Source organism: Streptomyces sp. NPDC052052 (assembly GCF_040680455.1).
Classification (GTDB): Bacteria; Actinomycetota; Actinomycetes; order Streptomycetales; family Streptomycetaceae; genus Streptomyces.
Genome location: NZ_JBFAWU010000041.1, coordinates 20,197 through 35,736, shown reverse-complemented (window position 1 = coordinate 35,736; position 15,540 = coordinate 20,197). Strand labels below are relative to the sequence as shown.

Sequence of the window (15,540 nt, the reverse complement as noted above, 5' to 3'; positions counted from 1 at the left end):
GACCGTCAGGTCATCGGCGAAATGCCGGTCGCCGGTGGCGTCGGGCACGTACTTCACACAGACAACGATCCTCAAGCTCACGCCGGCTCTCCTACTGCATCGTCTTTTCCGGGCTGCCTTGTTGCACGCAGCATAGGCGCCTGATGGGGGCGGTCTCCGGTCCGGGCGACCGGCGCACCGATCCAATTATTACTCGCCAGTACACCGAGTGCGGCACTCTTGGGCAAGCGCTTTGACTGTGACCTCGGCGACGCTCGGCGCCCAAGTGCCACTTGGGATCTCTCAGTCCCGCAGCGCCGTGAAACGACCCTGATGGTAAAGGAGCGGGCGACCGCCGCCGGCCGGGTCCCCGACGACGGCCTGCGCGACCACGATCCGGTGATCGCCCGCCGGGATACGGGCCACCACGCGGCAGACCAGCCATGCCAGCACACCGTCGAGCACCGGCACACCTTCCGGCCCACTGCGCCACCGGGTGGACGGGCCGAACCGGTCGGCCCCGCTGCGGGCAAAGGTGGCGGCCAGCTCCTGCTGATGCTCCCCGAGTATGTGGACGCCGACATGCTCGGCCTCGGCAACGACCGGCCAGCTCGATGACGAGGTCCCCACACCGAAGGAGATCAGCGGTGGCTCGGCGGCGACAGAGTTGAGCGAGGTGGCGGTGAAGCCGACCGGCCGGTCACCTGCGGCGGTGATCACTGCCACACCGGCGGCGTGCTGCCGGAAGACCGAACGAAGAAGTTCGGGAGATGCCGTGCGGGACGTACGGAGCTCGGGTGAAGCCGTCATGGAGATGCCCTTCTGCGGAGGAGGCGTACGGGAGCCGGTTACTCAGGCACCCGGACAGCGCGCGCTCGCGTTGCGGGCGAGATCCACGTGGACCCGGCCGAAGAGAAGGAGGTCTGACGGCATGACGTCACAGTGACGATGCGTGGTGAGTGCAGTCAAGAGCGTTCCGCGATGTGGGAGATGTATCACGCTCCGTCATATCGCCCGGCCCAGAGCGGCGAGAACATCGACGGTGCGCGGCTGTCCGACGGCACGGCGCACGATCCGTCCGGCGGCGTCCAGGATCAGCACGGTCGGCGTCCGGCTGATCTCCAGCTCGCGCACGAGAGCGAGATGCGCCTCGGCATCGATCTCGACATGGGCGACGCCCTCCACCATCCGCGCCACCTCGACGAGCGTGCGGCGGGTGGCCCGACAGGGCTGACAGAAGGCGCTGGAGAACTGTACGAGTGTGGCCCGCTCCCCCAGTTCCGCGCCGAGTCGAGCCGCGTCCAGAGTCGCCGCGCCTTCCTGCCCGTCCACCTTCGCCCTCCCGTTCAGAGCCCTTCCCAAGGGGTCAGCACCACCGGGCGCCGAGGCATTCCCCCCGGTTCCACGTGACAAGAATCTCGCGCCCCGCACCCTCCGAGACTGGCCACCGACGTCACCCATGGGGGACGATCGGCGCAATGCCGCAAACCTACGGCTGCGTAACTTCCGCCGGGAGAACCCTCCCCAGGCGCTGAAGAAGGGTCTTCCCCAGATGGCAGAACTCGTCTATCGGCCGGTCATCGGCGCCGCTCTCACGTTTTTCAAGGCGCTGGACCTGAAGATCGACGCTCAGGGTTCGGAGCACATCCCGAAGACCGGTGGCGCGGTTCTGGTCAGCAACCACATCAGCTACCTGGACTTCATCTTCACCGGGCTCGCAGCCCTGCCGCAGAAGCGTCTGGTCCGCTTCATGGCGAAGGAATCGGTCTTCCGGCACAAGGTCTCCGGGCCGTTGATGCGCGGCATGAAGCACATCCCCGTGGACCGCAAGCAGGGCGAGCACGCGTATGCGCACGCCCTGGAATCGCTGCGGTCCGGCGAGGTCGTCGGTGTGTTCCCCGAGGCCACGATCTCGGAGTCCTTCACCCTGAAGAGCTTCAAGTCCGGCGCTGCCCGGCTGGCCCAGGAGGCCGGTGTGCCGCTGATCCCGGTGGCCCTGTGGGGGACGCAGCGGCTGTGGACCAAGGGGCGGCCGCGCAACTTCAAGCGCGAGCACATTCCGGTGACGATCCGGGTCGGCGAGCCCGTGGAGGCGCCCACCGACCAGTACGCGGGCGCGATCACCCGGCGGCTGCGGGAACGGGTCCAGGAGCTCCTCGAGGCGGCCCAGCGCGCCTACCCCGTGCGCCCGAAGGACGCCGGCGACACCTGGTGGGTGCCCGCGCACCTCGGCGGTACGGCTCCGGCACCCGCCGACGTACGCGGGCGGAGCTGACGCGGCCGGGTCCCGGCCGCGCCCGCGGGTTACGTCTCATCGCCGCCCGCACCGGGCACCCGACGGCGGTGCACACCATGATGCGGTCGAACGGATTTCCATCATTTTCCGTTCGGCCGCATCACCGTGTTCAGGACGAGCTGTGCCGGAGCTGTGCCCGACGGACTACTTCGCCATCTCTTCCTTCAACGCGAGGACGAACGCGTCGACATCGTCCTCCGTGGTGTCGAAGGAGCACATCCAGCGCACGTCCCCGGCCGCCTCGTCCCAGAAATAGAAACGGAAGCGCTTCTGCAGCCGCTCACTCACGTCGTGCGGCAGCCGGGCGAAGACGGCGTTGGCCTGCACGGGATGGAGGATCTCCACACCGTCCACGGCGCGCACCCCCTCCGCGAGGCGCTGGGCCATGGTGTTGGCGTGCCGGGCGTTGCGCAGCCAGAGGTCTCCGGCAAGCAGTGCCTCCAGCTGCACGGAGACGAACCGCATCTTCGAGGCGAGCTGCATCGACAGCTTGCGCAGGTGCTTCATGGCACGGACGGCGTCCGGGTTCAGGACGACCACGGCCTCGCCGAACATCGCCCCGTTCTTCGTGCCGCCGAAGGAGAGGACGTCGACGCCGACGGTGTTGGTGAACGTACGCATCGGCACGTCCAGCGACGCCGCGGCATTGGCTATCCGGGCCCCGTCCAGGTGCACCTTCATGCCGTGGCCGTGGGCGTGGTCACAGATGGCGCGGATCTCGTCGGGCGTGTAGACGGTGCCCAGCTCGGTGTTCTGGGTGATCGAGACGACCTGCGGCATGGCACGGTGCTCGTCGTCCCAGCCGTACGCCTGCCGGTCGATGAGCTCGGGCGTGAGCTTGCCGTCCGGTGTGGGCACGGTGAGCAGCTTGAGGCCGCCCACCCGCTCCGGGGCACCCCCCTCGTCGACGTTGATGTGCGCGGACTCCGCGCAGATCACCGCACCCCAGCGATCGGTCATCGCCTGGAGGGAGACGACGTTGGCACCGGTTCCGTTGAAGACCGGAAAGGCTTCCGCGGTGGGGCCGAAGTGGCGGTGCATGACCCGCTGGAGGTGCTCGGTGTAGTCGTCCTCGCCGTAGGCGATCTGGTGACCGCCGTTGGCGAGGGCGATGGCCGCAAGAATCTCCGGGTGCGTGCCCGCGTAGTTGTCACTGGCAAAGCCGCGCAGCTGCGGGTCGTGATGGCGTCGCGCGTCGGTCCTCACGGTTGCGGGGTCAGCCACAGGCGCTTTCCGTTCACTTCCGGGGCGGGCCGGTCCCAGACGCCGGCGATGGCCTCGGCCAGCTCCTTGACGTCGGTGAAGCCCGCGAATTTCGCATGGGGGCGCTCGGCGCGCATCGCGTCGTGCACCAGTGCCTTGACGATCAGGATCGTAGCCGCGGTCCTGGGCCCTTCCTCGCCCCCCGCCTTGCGGAAGGCATCGGCGAGGGCGAGTGTCCAGGCCTCGGCTGCCGCCTTCGACGCGGCATAGGCCGCGTTTCCCGCGGTGGGCTTGCTCGCCCCGGCCGCGCTGATCAGCACATAGCGGCCCCGGTCGCTGCGTTGCAGAGCCTCCTGGAAGGCCAGCGAGGTGTGCTGGACCGTGCGGATCAGCAGCTTCTCCAGCAGGTTCCAGTCGGCGAGGTCGGTCTGGCCGAAGGTGGAGCTGCCGCGCCAGCCGCCGACGAGATGGACCAGGCCGTCGATACGGCCGAATTCCTTCTCCGTCTTGTCCGCCCAGTCGCGGGTGGCCGCGACGTCCAGCAGGTCGACGGTGTCACCGGTCACCGTGGCGCCGCCGTGGGCATAGCGTGCGGCGTCGACCGCCTCGGCCAGGCGGGTGGCGTCCGCGTCGGACGCGACGACGGTCGCACCCGCCTCGGCGAGCCTGAGCAGGGTGGCCCGGCCGGCCGGGCCCGCGGCCCCGGCGACCGCCACCACGGCGCCTTCGAGAGCGCCGCTCCCGTTGCCCTTGCCGTTTCCGTTCATCGCCACCGCCTCCTCAGCCCCGGCGCTCACGCGGCTGCCCGCTCGGCGGCCGCAGCGGTGATCCCCTTGGTCGAGGCGACCACGCTCTTCAGCTTCTTGGAGAGCGCCTCATAGAACATGCTCAGGGGAAACTCGTCCGCAAGCACCTCGTCGACGAGCTTGCGGGGCGGCTGGGAGACGTCCAGCGCATCCGGGCCCTTGGCCCAGCGGGAACCCGGGTGCGGGGCCAGGTAGGTGGAGACCAGGTCGTACGCGGCGAACCAGTGAACCAGCTTGGGGCGGTCGATGCCGTCGCGGTAGAGCTTCTCGATCTCGCCGCAGAGCTGGTTGGTGACCTGCGGCGCGCGCTCCCAGTCGATCCTCAGCGTGTTGTCGGTCCAGCGGACCACGTCGTGCTTGTGGAGGTACGCGAAGAGCAGCTGGCCGCCGAGGCCGTCGTAGTTGCGGACGCGCTCGCCGGTGACGGGGAAGCGGAACATCCGGTCGAACAGCACGGCGTACTGGACGTCCCGCCCCTGTGCGAATCCGTCGGCCTCCAGCTTCACTGCCTCCTTGAAGGCGGTGAGGTCACAGCGGAGCTCTTCGAGTCCGTACATCCAGAACGGCTGGCGCTGCTTGATCATGAAGGGGTCGAACGGCAGGTCGCCGTGGCTGTGCGTGCGGTCGTGGATCATGTCCCAGAGGACGAAGGCCTGCTCGCAGCGCTGCTGGTCACCGACCATCTCGCGGATGTCGTCCGGCAGCTCGACTCCGAGCAGCTCGACCGACGCCTCGGTGACCCGACGGAAGCGGGCGGCCTCGCGGTCGCAGAAGATCCCGCCCCAGCTGAACCGCTCGGGGGCCTCGCGCACGGAGACCGTCTCGGGGAAGAGCACCGCGGAGTTGGTGTCGTAGCCCGAGGTGAAGTCCTCGAAGGTGATGCCGCAGAACATCGGGTTGTCGTAACGGGTGGCTTCGAGCTCGGCCAGCCAGTCGGGCCAGACCATCCGCAGAACGACCGCTTCGAGGTTGCGGTCGGGGTTGCCGTTCTGGGTGTACATCGGGAAGACGACCAGGTGCTGCACCCCGTCGGCGCGGCCCCTGGCCGGCTGGAAGGCGAGCAGCGAGTCGAGGAAGTCCGGTACGCCGAAGCCGTCCGCGGCCCAGCGACGCAGGTCCATGGCAAGGGCTTGGTGGTAGGCGGCATCGTGCGGGAGCAGCGCGGAGAGCTCCTCGACGGCACCGGTCACGCGGTCCAGGGCCTCCTGGGCGGTCGCCCTGGAGGGGGCCCCGTCGGCGTCGAAGTCGATGGAGCCGTCCTTCGACTGCCAGGGGCGGATCTCCTCCACGGCATTCTTGAGCACAGGCCAGGCAGGGTGGTCGACCACCCTCGGGCCAGCAGCTTTGTCACCCGCGGCCACGTCCCGCACAAGAATTTCCGTCATAGCACTTCCTCCACAGGAGAACCTCGCGTCAAGCAACCGTATCCATGCGCAGTTCCTCCGGACAAGTAGGTGTCAGGAAATTATCCTGCCACCCCTCCTGGTCACCACGATTTTTCCTGCCAGAAGCACCACCTGCGAACACTTCCGTCACCAATGACCGCTCCAGGGTCGGTGCGCCCGGCCTCGCACGTCGGAACGTCCAGGCTGTGCGGGGCCCGCCCACGGATGAGTGACACAGCTCGCCGGGCGCGGCCGCCTGCCGGTAGGCCGGACACGGCATCCGCCCTTCCCGCCTTCCGAGGAGAACCGTCCTGTGGACGTCCGTGCCGTTGCCGTCGCAGCCGTCACCACCGGGGGACACGGCACCACCCCGCCGCGTTCCCTCGGCTCCTTTTCGGAGGCGGGCCGATAGGCTTCCGCACTGCCGAAATGCCGAAGCGCCTCGTGGGTAGGAGCCGTACACGGGGCGCCGTCGACGGAAGTGAGTTGCCTTGTCTTTTCTCACCATCGGTCATCGCGGAGTGATGGGTGTCGAACCTGAGAACACTCTGAGGTCGTTCGTCCATGCGGAACAGGCCGGGATGGACGTCATCGAACTGGATCTCCATCTGAGCAAGGACGGCGCACTGGCCGTCATGCACGACGCAGAGGTGGACCGCACGACGGACGGCAGCGGTCCGATCGCCGAGAAGACCCTGTCCGAGCTGCGTGAGCTCGATGCCGGACAGGGCGAGCGGGTGCCGGTCTTCGAAGAGGTGCTCGACGCCGTTCGGTGCCCGGTACAGGCCGAGATCAAGGATGTGGCCGCGGCCCGCGCCCTGGCCGACGTGATGCTGCGACGCGGTCTCGTCGACCGCGTCGAGGTGTCGTCGTTCCACGACGAGGCGGTCGACGAGATCGCCCGCCTGGTGCCGGGGGTACGGACCGTGCTCATCGCGAGCCGCTGGCGGAACGACGTGGTGGACCGGGCGAAGGCGGTGGGTGCGGCCACGCTGGCGCTGAACATCCGCCGCCTCACCCTGGAGGTGGTCGAGCAGGCCCACGCCGAGGACCTGAAGGTCATCGGATGGGTGGTGAACACCCAGGACCACCTGCGCCTCGTTCGCGCACTGCGACTGGACGGCGCGACGACCGACTATCCGGAGATCCGTCGCACCGGCCGCTTCACCGCGTGACGCCAGGCCCGGTCAGGTTGGTGGCACGCCCGGTCAGGCCAGGTCCTTGACCAGCAGTTCGAACGCGAGGTCGTCGCGCTGCGGGATGCCGAAGCGCTCGTCGCCGTACGGGAACGGGCTGAGCGCTCCCGTACGGCGGTAGCCGCGGCGCTCGTACCAGGCGAGGAGTTCCTCGCGCACGGAGATCACCGTCATGTGCATCTCGGTCGCACCCCAGTTCTCCCGTGCGGCACGCTCGGCCTCGGCGATGATCACCTTGCCGAGGCCGCCGCCCTGCAGCTCGGGGCGGACCGCGAACATCCCGAAGTAGGCCGCTCGACCCCGGTCTTCGAGCTGGCAGCAGGCGACGAGCGCACCGTCCCGCTCGGCCACGAGCAGTCGGCTGCCGGGGGCGCCGATGACCTGGCGGACCCCGTCCGGGTCGGTCCGCTGCCCCTTCAGGATGTTCGCCTCGGTGGTCCAGCCCGACCGGCTGGGCTCCCCGCGGTAGGCCGATTCGATCAGCTCGACGAGTGCGGACACGTCGTTGTCGGCCGCGTCGCGGAACGTCAGCTGTCCCGAGTCCTGAGCAGGGGCTGTGTCCATGGCGGTGGCTCTCCGTTTCTCTGCTGTGGCCGTGCCGAAGCAGGGTAACCCCCTTGCTCAGGACCTATGGTCGGCGCATGGTTCATGTGCTGAGCAGCCGGATCCTGATGCGCCCGGTGGATCCCGAACGGTCACGGATCTTCTACGGGGAGTCCCTGGGGCTGCCCGTCTACCGCGAGTTCGGTACCGGCCCCGAGCGGGGGACGGTGTATTTCCTCGGTGGCGGCTTCCTGGAGGTCTCCGGGCGCGCCACCACTCCCCCGGTGCCCGGCCTCCGGCTGTGGCTGCAGGTCGCGGACGTCCGCGCGGCGCACGAGGAGGTCTCGGCCCGTGGCGTAGAGATCCTGCGGCCGCCGGTGCGTGAGCCGTGGGGGCTGGTCGAGATGTGGATCCGCGATCCGGACGGGCACAGGATCGTCGTGGTGGAGGTCCCGTCGGACCACCCGCTGCGCTACCGCCCCTGAAGGCCTTTCGTCCGGATCGTGCCGGGCTCGCCGGGGTGGCACCGCAGACCGCTGCGTGGAGGAAAACGCTCCGGTCGCGCGCTCCCGAGTGCTCCGATGCGCCGCGTACGACGGTCCTGGTCCGGGCATCGACCAGGGGACGGATGTCGTACGTCCAGGGGGAGGTGCGCTGTGCACGGACCGGCGGTGTCCGGGTGGCTCCTCATGGCGCTGTGCGCGCTGACGGGAGCGTACTGCCTGCTGCGCACGCGCAGCGAGACCGGTGAAGGCCGCAGGACGGCACGTGCGGAGGCGTTGATGGGCTTCGGCATGGCCGCGATGGCGGTGCCGGCCGCCGTCGTGACACCACCGGTGTGGGGCTGGGTGGTGTATGCGGTGCTGTTCGGCGCCGCCTCATTGCGCGCACTGTGGTTCTCCCGGCACAGCCGGCACCATCTGCACCATCTGGTCGGGTCGTCGGCCATGGTCTACATGGCGCTGGCGATGGCACCGGGCGGCGGCGGGGCGCACGACGGACACGCGGGCCACGGGGGCGCGGCGACAGCCGGGGGCATACCCCTGCTGACCGGGCTGCTGCTGGCCTATTACGCGGTCTACGTACTGCGTTCGGGTGCCCGGTTGATACCGGTGACCCCCACGGTGGCCGGCGGGGGCCGAACCGCCGGAAGCGGCTGGGCCGCACGGCTCGAGCTGACGCTCGCCTGCCGACTGACGATGGGGATCGCCATGTTCGCGATGCTGCTCACCCTGTGAGACGGGCGGCGGACCAAGCCGTGGCGTACGTCACTTGCCGCGCACATCCATATCCGCGGCCACTGCGCCGCTCATAGGCTGCCGTCATGTTGGTCTCCCTCGCGCTGCTACTGCTCGGTGCACTGGCCGCCGTCGTGACTCCGCGTCTGATGGCGCGGACCGAATGGCCCGAGCGTGAGCCCGTCATTGCGCTGTGGGTCTGGCAGTGCGTGGTGGCCGGGGTCCTGCTCTCCTTCGCGCTCTCCATGACGTTCAGTGCGGCCGCCGCCTGGCAGGCGGTGCGCGGGCACGTGTTCGCACCGGCACCGCATGCGGTGGTGGAGGCGTACGCACTGGGCGGACACGGGCAGTGGTCCGCGGCCATCGCGGTCCTGCTGGCGCTCGGCGGGGTGTGGACGGGGGCGATGCTGGCCCGCGAGATCCACCGCGCCCAGGTGCGCCGCAGGCGACGCCGCACCGAACTGCTGGTGCGCGCCCCGCTGATGCCCGGCGAGGAGCCCGGCAACGGCCGGCTCGTCGTGCTGGAGAGCGAGCGCCCGGATGCCTGGTGGCTGCCGGGCACCACCCCTCAACTGGTCGTCACCACGGCCGCACTCGCGCGCCTGAAGGGCCGTCAGCTCGATGCGGTGCTGGCTCATGAGCAGGGACACGCGAAGGCCCGGCACGACTGGCTGCTGCACTGCTCCGGCGCGCTCGCCACCGGCTTCCCGCAGGTGCCAGTGTTCGCCGCCTTCCGTGACGAGATGCACCGGCTGGTCGAACTCGCCGCGGACGACGTGGCGTCGAGGCGCTTCGGCCGGCTGACGATCGCGCTGGCCCTGGTGGGACTGAACGAGGACCGTGGCGTGTTCGGCCCCGGCCCGGCCCCGGACGCCCAGCTGCCACTGCGGGTGAACCGGCTGCTGGCCCCGGTGGAGCGGCTCACCACGGGCCGTCGGCTCCGGCTCACCGCGGCGGCCACGCTGGTACCGGTGGTTCCGGTTCTGGTGGCCTTCCTTCCGGGACTCAGCGCACTGCAATAGCCCGGCGCGCGGATCGTCCGCGAAGATCACCCCATGCCGCCCTCGCCGCACGTCTCACCGGTCGACGCCCGCTCCCGTGTCCCGCACGCCCGTGTCTCGCCCTTCGGCGCCGCCGTGGTCTGCGCATCCGCAGCCCTGGTCCTGCTGATCCTGGTCGCCGTGCACTGGTCCCCGCTCATGACTCTGGACCGCACGGTCGCGGTCGCGCTGCACCGAAGCGCGCTCGCCGAACCCGGCCTCGTCCGGGCGAACCGGATCCTGACGGACTGGGTGTGGGATCCGTGGACCATGCGCGCCCTGATCGCGGGGGCCGTGGTCGTGCTGTGGTGGCGCGGGGCGCGGGCGCCGGCGGTATGGGTGGCGGTGACGACCGTGCTGTCGGCGCTCCTGCAACAGGGACTCAAGACCGCGGTCGGCCGGGAGCGCCCGCAGTGGCTGCACCCGGTGGATTCCGCTCATTACGCTGCGTTCCCATCCGGACACGCCATGTCGGCGACGGTGACCTGCGGCCTGCTGCTGTGGCTGCTGCGTCGGCACGGTGCGGGGCGTCGGGTGTGGTGGCCGGCGCTGGTGGCGGCATCGCTCTCGGTGGTCGGGGTGGGCCTCACTCGGCTCTATCTGGGAGTGCACTGGTTGAGCGACGTGCTGGGCGGGTGGCTGCTGGGGGCGGCTCTGGTCGGCTTCGCCATCGCCGGTTTCACCAGGTACGAGCGGGGCGGATCCGCGGCCTTGCCGCGGCGCTCCTGAACCGGGAAGGATCGTGTGCATGCAGATCAAGGGTGTGCTCTTCGACTTCTCCGGAACTCTCTTCCGTATCGAACCGGTGCGGTCGTGGTTGCGTGCGGTCCTCGCCGAGCAGGCGGTGACGGTGAGCGAGGCCGACGTCGAGCGGTATGCGCGTGAGCTCGAAGCCGCCGGTGCACTGCCGGGCGGTCCGGTTCCCCGGCACGTCCCTGCCCGGCTCGCCTCCGCGTGGGCCACCCGCGACGAGAACGCCGCTGTGCACCGGGAGGTGTACACCGGACTGGCTCGACAGGTGGCTCTGCCGGATCCGGGGCTGTACGACGCGCTGTACGAGCGGCACAAGTCGCCCGCGGCCTGGCAGCCCTACCCGGATGCGGCGCAGGTGCTGGGCGCCCTGCGCGACAACGGTATCCGCGTAGGCGTCGTCAGCAACATCGGCTGGGACCTGCGGCCGATCTTCCGGGCCCACGGCCTGGACGACCTCGTCGACGCCTACGTCCTGTCGTACGAGCACAGCATCCAGAAACCCGATCCGCGGCTCTTCCGCACGGCCTGCGCACTTCTCGCCCTGGATCCGGCGGATGTGGTGATGGTCGGGGACGACCGGCGTGCCGACGGCGGCGCGGCGGCGCTGGGGTGCGAGGTGCGTTTCGTGCAGCCGCTTCCGGTGGACGAGCGGCCTGACGGGCTGCGGATGCTGGGACTGGTGCCGGGCGATTTCTGAGAGACATGTGAGAGATGCCCCTGCCCCCCAATGGGCCTGATTGTCACATTGCAGCCTTAGCCTGTATCCATGTCCCGTTCTCCGTGCCCCTCCGATTCCGTGCGCAGTGCCGCCGTGGTCAACGAAGAGATTCGTGAACTGTGGCAGCGCTCCGGGGGCCGCCTGTCCCCGGAGGATGAGGAGCAGTACCAGCGGTTGCTGGTGGAGTGGGCGGCAGCGACCGACCCGGGCTCCAGGTCCGCTGCCTGACGCGCGGCGGGCGGCGTCCCGTCGGGCGGGGGTCCCCGCCCGACGAGACGCCGCACCCGGAAGGCCGTGCGGACGGTCCGGCCGGATCAGCGGTCGAAGTAGTCCGGCTGCGTCTGGACGTTGAGCCCGTCCAGACGCACCCGCTTCGCGGGGTCGGTCCGCCGGTCGTCGAGCCTGAGGACGTCGAAGCCCTTGGCGATGTCGTTGGAGTAGATGTAGCCGTTGTAGTAGTAGGCCGACCAGGGACCCGCGGTGGTGACGGCGTCCGTGGTGATGGGGCCCCGCTCGAAGTATCCGATCTCCTTGGGCTTGCTGGAATCGGTGAACTCCCACACCGAGACTCCGCCCTGGTACCAGGCCTGCACCATCACATCGCGGCCCTTGACCGGAATGATCGACCCGTTGTGGGCGACACAGACCTCGGTGTCGGCCTGCGGGCGGTCGATCTTGAAGTAGCTGCGGAGAACCAGCTTGCGGTGGTCGCCCCTGCCGACGATGTCGTAGATGCCGTCGGCGCCGCGCTTCGGCCCGGTCTCCTCGTTGCAGGTGGCGGCACCACCGCCGCCGAGTTCATCGGTGAAGACGACCTTGTCGGCCGTCTGGTTGAACGTCGCCGAGTGCCAGAAGGCGAAGTTCACGTTGTCCTGCACCCGGTCGATGATCTTCGGGTTCTCCGGGTCCTTGATGGAGAACAGCAGACCGTCGCCCATGCAGGCACCGGCGGCCAGGTCCTTCGAGGGCAGCACGGTGATGTCGTGGCAGCCGGTGGTCTTCGAGACGCCCGGGTTGGTGGGCGCCCCCGGGTTACCGCCGTCCGGGAAGAGCACGGGGAAGTTCACGACCGCGGCCTTCTCGGGCGCCTTGCGGTCCACCTTGATGACGGAGATCCCGTCGTGCGGCGGTTGGCAGTCGGGGAACGCCTCGTTCGGCCCGTACGAGGAGACGTACACATAGACGCTGCTGCGCTCGGGGACGAGTGTGTGGGTGTGCGAACCGCATGCGGTCTCGACGGCGGCGACGTACTTCGGGTTGTGCTTGTCGCTGATGTCGAAGATCTTCATGCCCTCCCAGGAGGACTTCTCGGAGGCGGGCTGGGTGGTGCTGGAGCAGGAGTTGTCGCTGCGCGAGGAGTCGGTGGACAGGAAGAGCAGGTTGCCCGAGACCGAGACGTCGTTCTGCGAGCCGGGGCAGAGGACCTGGGTGATCGTCTTCGGGGACTTCGGATCGCTGATGTCATAGATCCTGAAGCCGTCGTAGTTTCCCGCGAAGGCGTACGTGCCCTGGAAGGCCAGGTCCGTGTTCAGCCCCTTGAGCGCATCCTTCGGGACGTTGGCCAGATGGGTGATATTGCTGCTGTGGACGATCTCGTCCACGCCGGGTATCTCGCCGCTCCTGATCGCGGCCGCGGCTTCGGCCTCCTGGGCGGCGGAGACTTCGGCACGCGCGGTGGCCGCGTCACCGGGGTCGGGCGTCGCGGCCGCGGGACCTGCCGTCAGCAGCATGGCCAGCAGCCCGGCCGCCGCGGTGGCCGCGCCAAGGCATCTGCGCCGCGCCCGACTCGTGTGCAAGGAACTCACTTCGTCCTCCCATGCATCCGTACGTGGTTGAACGGTTCACGGTCTCCGGCAGTATGGTCCTCCCACGGATTTCCCAACAGATGGCAACGGAGTCGTAAGGGAGGTTTCCGATCACTGCCGCGCGGAAGCGTGTCAGGACGGCTCACCGCACCCCCTGAGCACGGGAGGCCCACTTGTTGATCCGCCGACGGACCAGTTGTGTACGCAGATCCGCTCTGGTAGCCGCAGCCGTGGCCACCGTTCTCACCCTGGGCGCTTGCGACGGGGAAGGCGGTGACCACCGTACGAAGGAGCGGGAGGACGGGGGGCCTTCGGTGGTGGCGCCCGGCCGGCCGGGCGAGCCCGCCCGGACCCTGTCGGCCGACGAAGCGGCGAAGGCCGTGAAGGACGCGGGGAACGACACCCCCAACTCGGCCGACCTCCGCTATGTGCAGATGATGATCCAACACCATTCCCAGGCACTGGAGTTGACTGCCCTCGCACCCTCCCGATCCGGCTCCACAGCAGTCAAGCGGCTCGCCGGGCGCATCGCCGCAGCGCAGAAGCCGGAGATCGGCGCCATGGAGGGGTGGCTCACGCACCACGGCAAGGAGAAGCATGGGAGCAGCCACGATCACGGGTCGATGCCCGGCATGGCGACCCCCGCGCAGCTGGCAGAGCTGCGGGCGGCAAAGGGTGCGGCCTTCGACGCGCTCTTCCTGAGGCTGATGACCGCCCACCACCGAGGAGCGATCACGATGGCGACCGAGGTCCTCTCCACGGGGAACAACGTGCAGGTCGAGGAGATGGCCACGGACGTCGTCGTCCAGCAGACGGCGGAGATCGACAGAATGCACGCGATATCGTCCTGACCCCGACCGCGCGCCTCTCCCATGCCGGGGCGACCGGTGCCATGCTGGAGGGATCCTGCGGGAAGAGGTGCACCGTGCTCCGTGTCGCCGTCGTCGGCTCCGGCCCCAGCGGGGTCTACACCGCCCAGGCCCTGGTCGAGCAGGACCCGGATGTCCGGGTTCATGTGCTGGACCGGCTCCCCTGCCCGTACGGTCTGGTGCGCTACGGCGTCGCCCCCGACCACGAGAAGATCAAGTCACTGCAGAACAGTCTGCGTACCGTACTGGAGCACGAGCGGATCACCTTTCTCGGCAACATCGAGGTGGGCGACGGCGGAATCCCTCCCGCACGGATCGGCGAGCTCTACCAGGCGGTCGTGTACTGCGTCGGGGCCGCCACCGATCGCGGCCTCGCCGTACCCGGCGAGGCCCTGCCCGGCAGCAGCTCGGCGACGGAGTTCGTCTCCTGGTACAGCGCACACCCGGACGCCTCCGCCAACGGCTTTGCGCTGCAGGCCCGTTCGGTCGTGGTGATCGGGGTCGGCAATGTGGCGGTGGACGTGGCACGGGTCCTCTCACGGAGCGCGGACGAGTTGCGCCCCACCGACGTGCCGCACGGGGCACTCGACGCACTGGCCAGGAGCCGGGTGCGCGAGGTCCACATCGCAGGCAGGCGCGGCCCCTCACAGGCCAGGTTCACCACCAAGGAACTGCGCGAACTGGGCACGCTGCCAGGCGCGCGCGTGGCGGTGGACGAGGCCGAGCTGGCCCTCGATCCCGCCTACGCCGACCCGTCCCCCCGGCCGGCACCAGCCCTGTCCTCGCCGCCGAACGTCCCGCCCCTGACGGCGGCGGCGCGGCGCAATGTCGAGGTGCTGCGCGGATGGGCCGCGGCAGGCGCCGCAGGGGTGGGCGCCGGGGAGGATCCGGTGCGCACCGTTCACCTGCGGTTCTTTCTGCGCCCCGTGGAGTTGCTGGAACGGGGCGGCCGGGTGGCCGGGGTGCGGTTCGCCCGTACCGTGCCGGACGGCAGCGGAGGTGTGCGTGACTCCGGCAGATACGAGGACATCGACGCCCAGCTCGTCCTGCGGGCCGTCGGCTACCGCGGACTGCCGCTCCCCGGCCTGCCGTTCGACCCGGTGCGCGGGACCGTACCGCATCGGGCGGGGCGGGTGCTGCGGGACGGGGTGCCCTCGCCCGGGGAGTACGTCGCGGGGTGGATCAAGCGGGGGCCCACCGGGGTGATCGGATCGAACCGGTCGTGCGCGAAGGAGACGGTGACGTCGTTGCTCGATGACGCACCGCTGCTCGCCGGGCGCCCGTCGGCGCCCGATCCGGTGGCCGCGCTGCGGGCGTGGGGGCTGCGCCCGGTGGAGTGGGACGGCTGGTTGTCGATCGAGCGGGCGGAAACGGCGCTGGGGCGGTCACTGGGCCGGGGGCAGGTGAAGATCCCGGACTGGACGGGGCTGCTGAGCGCCGCGGAACGGGCTCACCTGGGCTGAGCGGGACGCCGACGATTTCTCCCGGGGGCGGCGCGCCCGCCGGGTTTGGGCTTGCATCGCCACCTACAGCTCATGGCCGCCCCGACAGCGCGGAGGAATCCGCGAGTCCCGCCGCGTCCGCGCAACTGCCCACGCCACAGCCCTTTACGCGCCTGTCATGTCCAGGTAACTTCCTCCCGCAAGAACTTTCAGCAAACTCCTGACAGCTCTTGCTGACTGGAATGCACCACTCGCCCGAACCCCGAG

17 protein-coding genes and 1 pseudogene are annotated in these 15,540 nt (G+C 69.6%); 10 read left to right on the top strand and 8 right to left on the bottom strand.

Annotation, left to right across the window (positions count from 1 at the left end; all coding sequences use genetic code 11):
* The 3 genes and pseudogenes from AB0L71_RS31975 to AB0L71_RS31965 all read right to left on the bottom strand — a co-directional run.
* A pseudogene (locus tag AB0L71_RS31975) lies at positions 1-81 on the bottom strand (electron transfer flavoprotein subunit beta); the annotation flags it as partial.
* Positions 82-282: 201 nt separating this feature from the next.
* Positions 283-789: a flavin reductase family protein gene (locus AB0L71_RS31970; RefSeq protein WP_365249999.1), complete on the bottom strand. Its 507-nt coding sequence runs from the start codon at positions 787-789 to the stop codon at positions 283-285.
* Positions 790-984: 195 nt separating this feature from the next.
* On the bottom strand, positions 985-1,311 hold the full coding sequence (locus AB0L71_RS31965; protein ID WP_365249996.1) for a thioredoxin family protein: 327 nt from the start codon (positions 1,309-1,311) through the stop codon (positions 985-987).
* A gap of 220 nt (positions 1,312-1,531) precedes the next feature.
* Between AB0L71_RS31965 and AB0L71_RS31960 the strand changes: the two genes are divergently transcribed.
* The gene (locus AB0L71_RS31960; RefSeq protein ID WP_365249993.1) at positions 1,532-2,254 is read left to right on the top strand and encodes a lysophospholipid acyltransferase family protein; all 723 of its coding nucleotides are present in this window, start codon (positions 1,532-1,534) and stop codon (positions 2,252-2,254) included.
* Positions 2,255-2,419: 165 nt separating this feature from the next.
* Here AB0L71_RS31960 and AB0L71_RS31955 read toward each other — a convergent pair whose 3' ends face one another.
* Genes AB0L71_RS31955 through AB0L71_RS31945 form a run of 3 tightly spaced genes read right to left on the bottom strand, consistent with a single transcriptional unit; the run spans position 2,420 to position 5,669 of the window.
* Positions 2,420-3,481: a low specificity L-threonine aldolase gene (locus tag AB0L71_RS31955; protein ID WP_365250008.1), complete on the bottom strand. Its 1,062-nt coding sequence runs from the start codon at positions 3,479-3,481 to the stop codon at positions 2,420-2,422.
* Positions 3,478-4,245 (bottom strand): SDR family NAD(P)-dependent oxidoreductase, encoded by a 768-nt coding sequence (locus tag AB0L71_RS31950; protein ID WP_365249990.1) that lies wholly within the window; start codon positions 4,243-4,245, stop codon positions 3,478-3,480. The genes AB0L71_RS31955 and AB0L71_RS31950 overlap by 4 nt, the downstream gene beginning before the upstream one ends.
* 26 nt (positions 4,246-4,271) lie before the next feature.
* Positions 4,272-5,669 (bottom strand): DUF6421 family protein, encoded by a 1,398-nt coding sequence (locus tag AB0L71_RS31945; protein ID WP_365249987.1) that lies wholly within the window; start codon positions 5,667-5,669, stop codon positions 4,272-4,274.
* A 491-nt stretch (positions 5,670-6,160) separates the two neighbouring features.
* On the opposite strand from AB0L71_RS31945, the gene AB0L71_RS31940 reads away from it, so the two are divergent.
* Positions 6,161-6,844, top strand: a complete 684-nt coding sequence (locus tag AB0L71_RS31940) for a glycerophosphodiester phosphodiesterase family protein (RefSeq protein ID WP_365249984.1) — start codon at positions 6,161-6,163, stop codon at positions 6,842-6,844.
* A 33-nt stretch (positions 6,845-6,877) separates the two neighbouring features.
* On the opposite strand, the gene AB0L71_RS31935 is transcribed toward AB0L71_RS31940, so the two are convergent.
* Positions 6,878-7,429, bottom strand: coding sequence for a GNAT family N-acetyltransferase (locus AB0L71_RS31935; protein ID WP_365249981.1), 552 nt, complete (start codon positions 7,427-7,429; stop codon positions 6,878-6,880).
* A 77-nt stretch (positions 7,430-7,506) separates the two neighbouring features.
* Here AB0L71_RS31935 and AB0L71_RS31930 point away from each other — a divergent pair, with 77 nt between their 5' ends.
* The 6 genes from AB0L71_RS31930 to AB0L71_RS31905 all read left to right on the top strand — a co-directional run bounded on the left by AB0L71_RS31930 (position 7,507) and on the right by AB0L71_RS31905 (position 11,385).
* Positions 7,507-7,893 (top strand): VOC family protein, encoded by a 387-nt coding sequence (locus AB0L71_RS31930; protein ID WP_365249978.1) that lies wholly within the window; start codon positions 7,507-7,509, stop codon positions 7,891-7,893.
* 171 nt (positions 7,894-8,064) lie between these two features.
* Entirely contained in the window at positions 8,065-8,646 is a 582-nt protein-coding gene (locus AB0L71_RS31925; RefSeq protein ID WP_365249975.1) for a DUF5134 domain-containing protein, read from the top strand.
* A gap of 86 nt (positions 8,647-8,732) precedes the next feature.
* Positions 8,733-9,668 carry a M56 family metallopeptidase gene (locus AB0L71_RS31920; RefSeq protein WP_365249972.1) on the top strand — a complete coding sequence of 312 codons (936 nt, stop codon included), beginning with the start codon at positions 8,733-8,735 and terminating at the stop codon, positions 9,666-9,668.
* Positions 9,669-9,701: 33 nt separating this feature from the next.
* The gene (locus AB0L71_RS31915) at positions 9,702-10,415 is read left to right on the top strand and encodes a phosphatase PAP2 family protein (RefSeq protein WP_365249969.1); all 714 of its coding nucleotides are present in this window, start codon (positions 9,702-9,704) and stop codon (positions 10,413-10,415) included.
* A gap of 19 nt (positions 10,416-10,434) precedes the next feature.
* Positions 10,435-11,136: an HAD-IA family hydrolase gene (locus AB0L71_RS31910; RefSeq protein ID WP_365249966.1), complete on the top strand. Its 702-nt coding sequence runs from the start codon at positions 10,435-10,437 to the stop codon at positions 11,134-11,136.
* Positions 11,137-11,205: 69 nt separating this feature from the next.
* Positions 11,206-11,385 carry a hypothetical protein gene (locus AB0L71_RS31905; RefSeq protein ID WP_365249963.1) on the top strand — a complete coding sequence of 60 codons (180 nt, stop codon included), beginning with the start codon at positions 11,206-11,208 and terminating at the stop codon, positions 11,383-11,385.
* An 86-nt stretch (positions 11,386-11,471) separates the two neighbouring features.
* Here AB0L71_RS31905 and AB0L71_RS31900 read toward each other — a convergent pair whose 3' ends face one another.
* Positions 11,472-12,962 carry a hypothetical protein gene (locus tag AB0L71_RS31900; protein WP_365249960.1) on the bottom strand — a complete coding sequence of 497 codons (1,491 nt, stop codon included), beginning with the start codon at positions 12,960-12,962 and terminating at the stop codon, positions 11,472-11,474.
* A gap of 173 nt (positions 12,963-13,135) precedes the next feature.
* Here AB0L71_RS31900 and AB0L71_RS31895 point away from each other — a divergent pair, with 173 nt between their 5' ends.
* A complete protein-coding gene (locus AB0L71_RS31895; RefSeq protein ID WP_365249957.1) occupies positions 13,136-13,813 on the top strand; it encodes a DUF305 domain-containing protein in 678 nt (225 codons plus the stop codon).
* 74 nt (positions 13,814-13,887) lie between these two features.
* On the top strand, positions 13,888-15,294 hold the full coding sequence (locus tag AB0L71_RS31890) for an FAD-dependent oxidoreductase (protein ID WP_365249954.1): 1,407 nt from the start codon (positions 13,888-13,890) through the stop codon (positions 15,292-15,294).
* The last annotated feature ends 246 nt before the right edge of the window (positions 15,295-15,540 follow it).

Bases quoted from the DNA above. Each gene is read 5' to 3' on its own strand.
- AB0L71_RS31910 (WP_365249966.1), top strand. From the start codon at position 10,435: ATGCAGATCAAGGGTGTGCTCTTCGACTTCTCCGGAACTCTCTTCCGT.
- AB0L71_RS31935 (WP_365249981.1), bottom strand. From the start codon at position 7,429: ATGGACACAGCCCCTGCTCAGGACTCGGGACAGCTGACGTTCCGCGAC.
- AB0L71_RS31950 (WP_365249990.1), bottom strand. From the start codon at position 4,245: ATGAACGGAAACGGCAAGGGCAACGGGAGCGGCGCTCTCGAAGGCGCC.
- AB0L71_RS31915 (WP_365249969.1), top strand. From the start codon at position 9,702: ATGCCGCCCTCGCCGCACGTCTCACCGGTCGACGCCCGCTCCCGTGTC.
- AB0L71_RS31905 (WP_365249963.1), top strand. From the start codon at position 11,206: ATGTCCCGTTCTCCGTGCCCCTCCGATTCCGTGCGCAGTGCCGCCGTG.
- AB0L71_RS31960 (WP_365249993.1), top strand. From the start codon at position 1,532: ATGGCAGAACTCGTCTATCGGCCGGTCATCGGCGCCGCTCTCACGTTT.
- AB0L71_RS31920 (WP_365249972.1), top strand. From the start codon at position 8,733: ATGTTGGTCTCCCTCGCGCTGCTACTGCTCGGTGCACTGGCCGCCGTC.
- AB0L71_RS31930 (WP_365249978.1), top strand. From the start codon at position 7,507: ATGGTTCATGTGCTGAGCAGCCGGATCCTGATGCGCCCGGTGGATCCC.
- AB0L71_RS31970 (WP_365249999.1), bottom strand. From the start codon at position 789: ATGACGGCTTCACCCGAGCTCCGTACGTCCCGCACGGCATCTCCCGAA.
- AB0L71_RS31945 (WP_365249987.1), bottom strand. From the start codon at position 5,669: ATGACGGAAATTCTTGTGCGGGACGTGGCCGCGGGTGACAAAGCTGCT.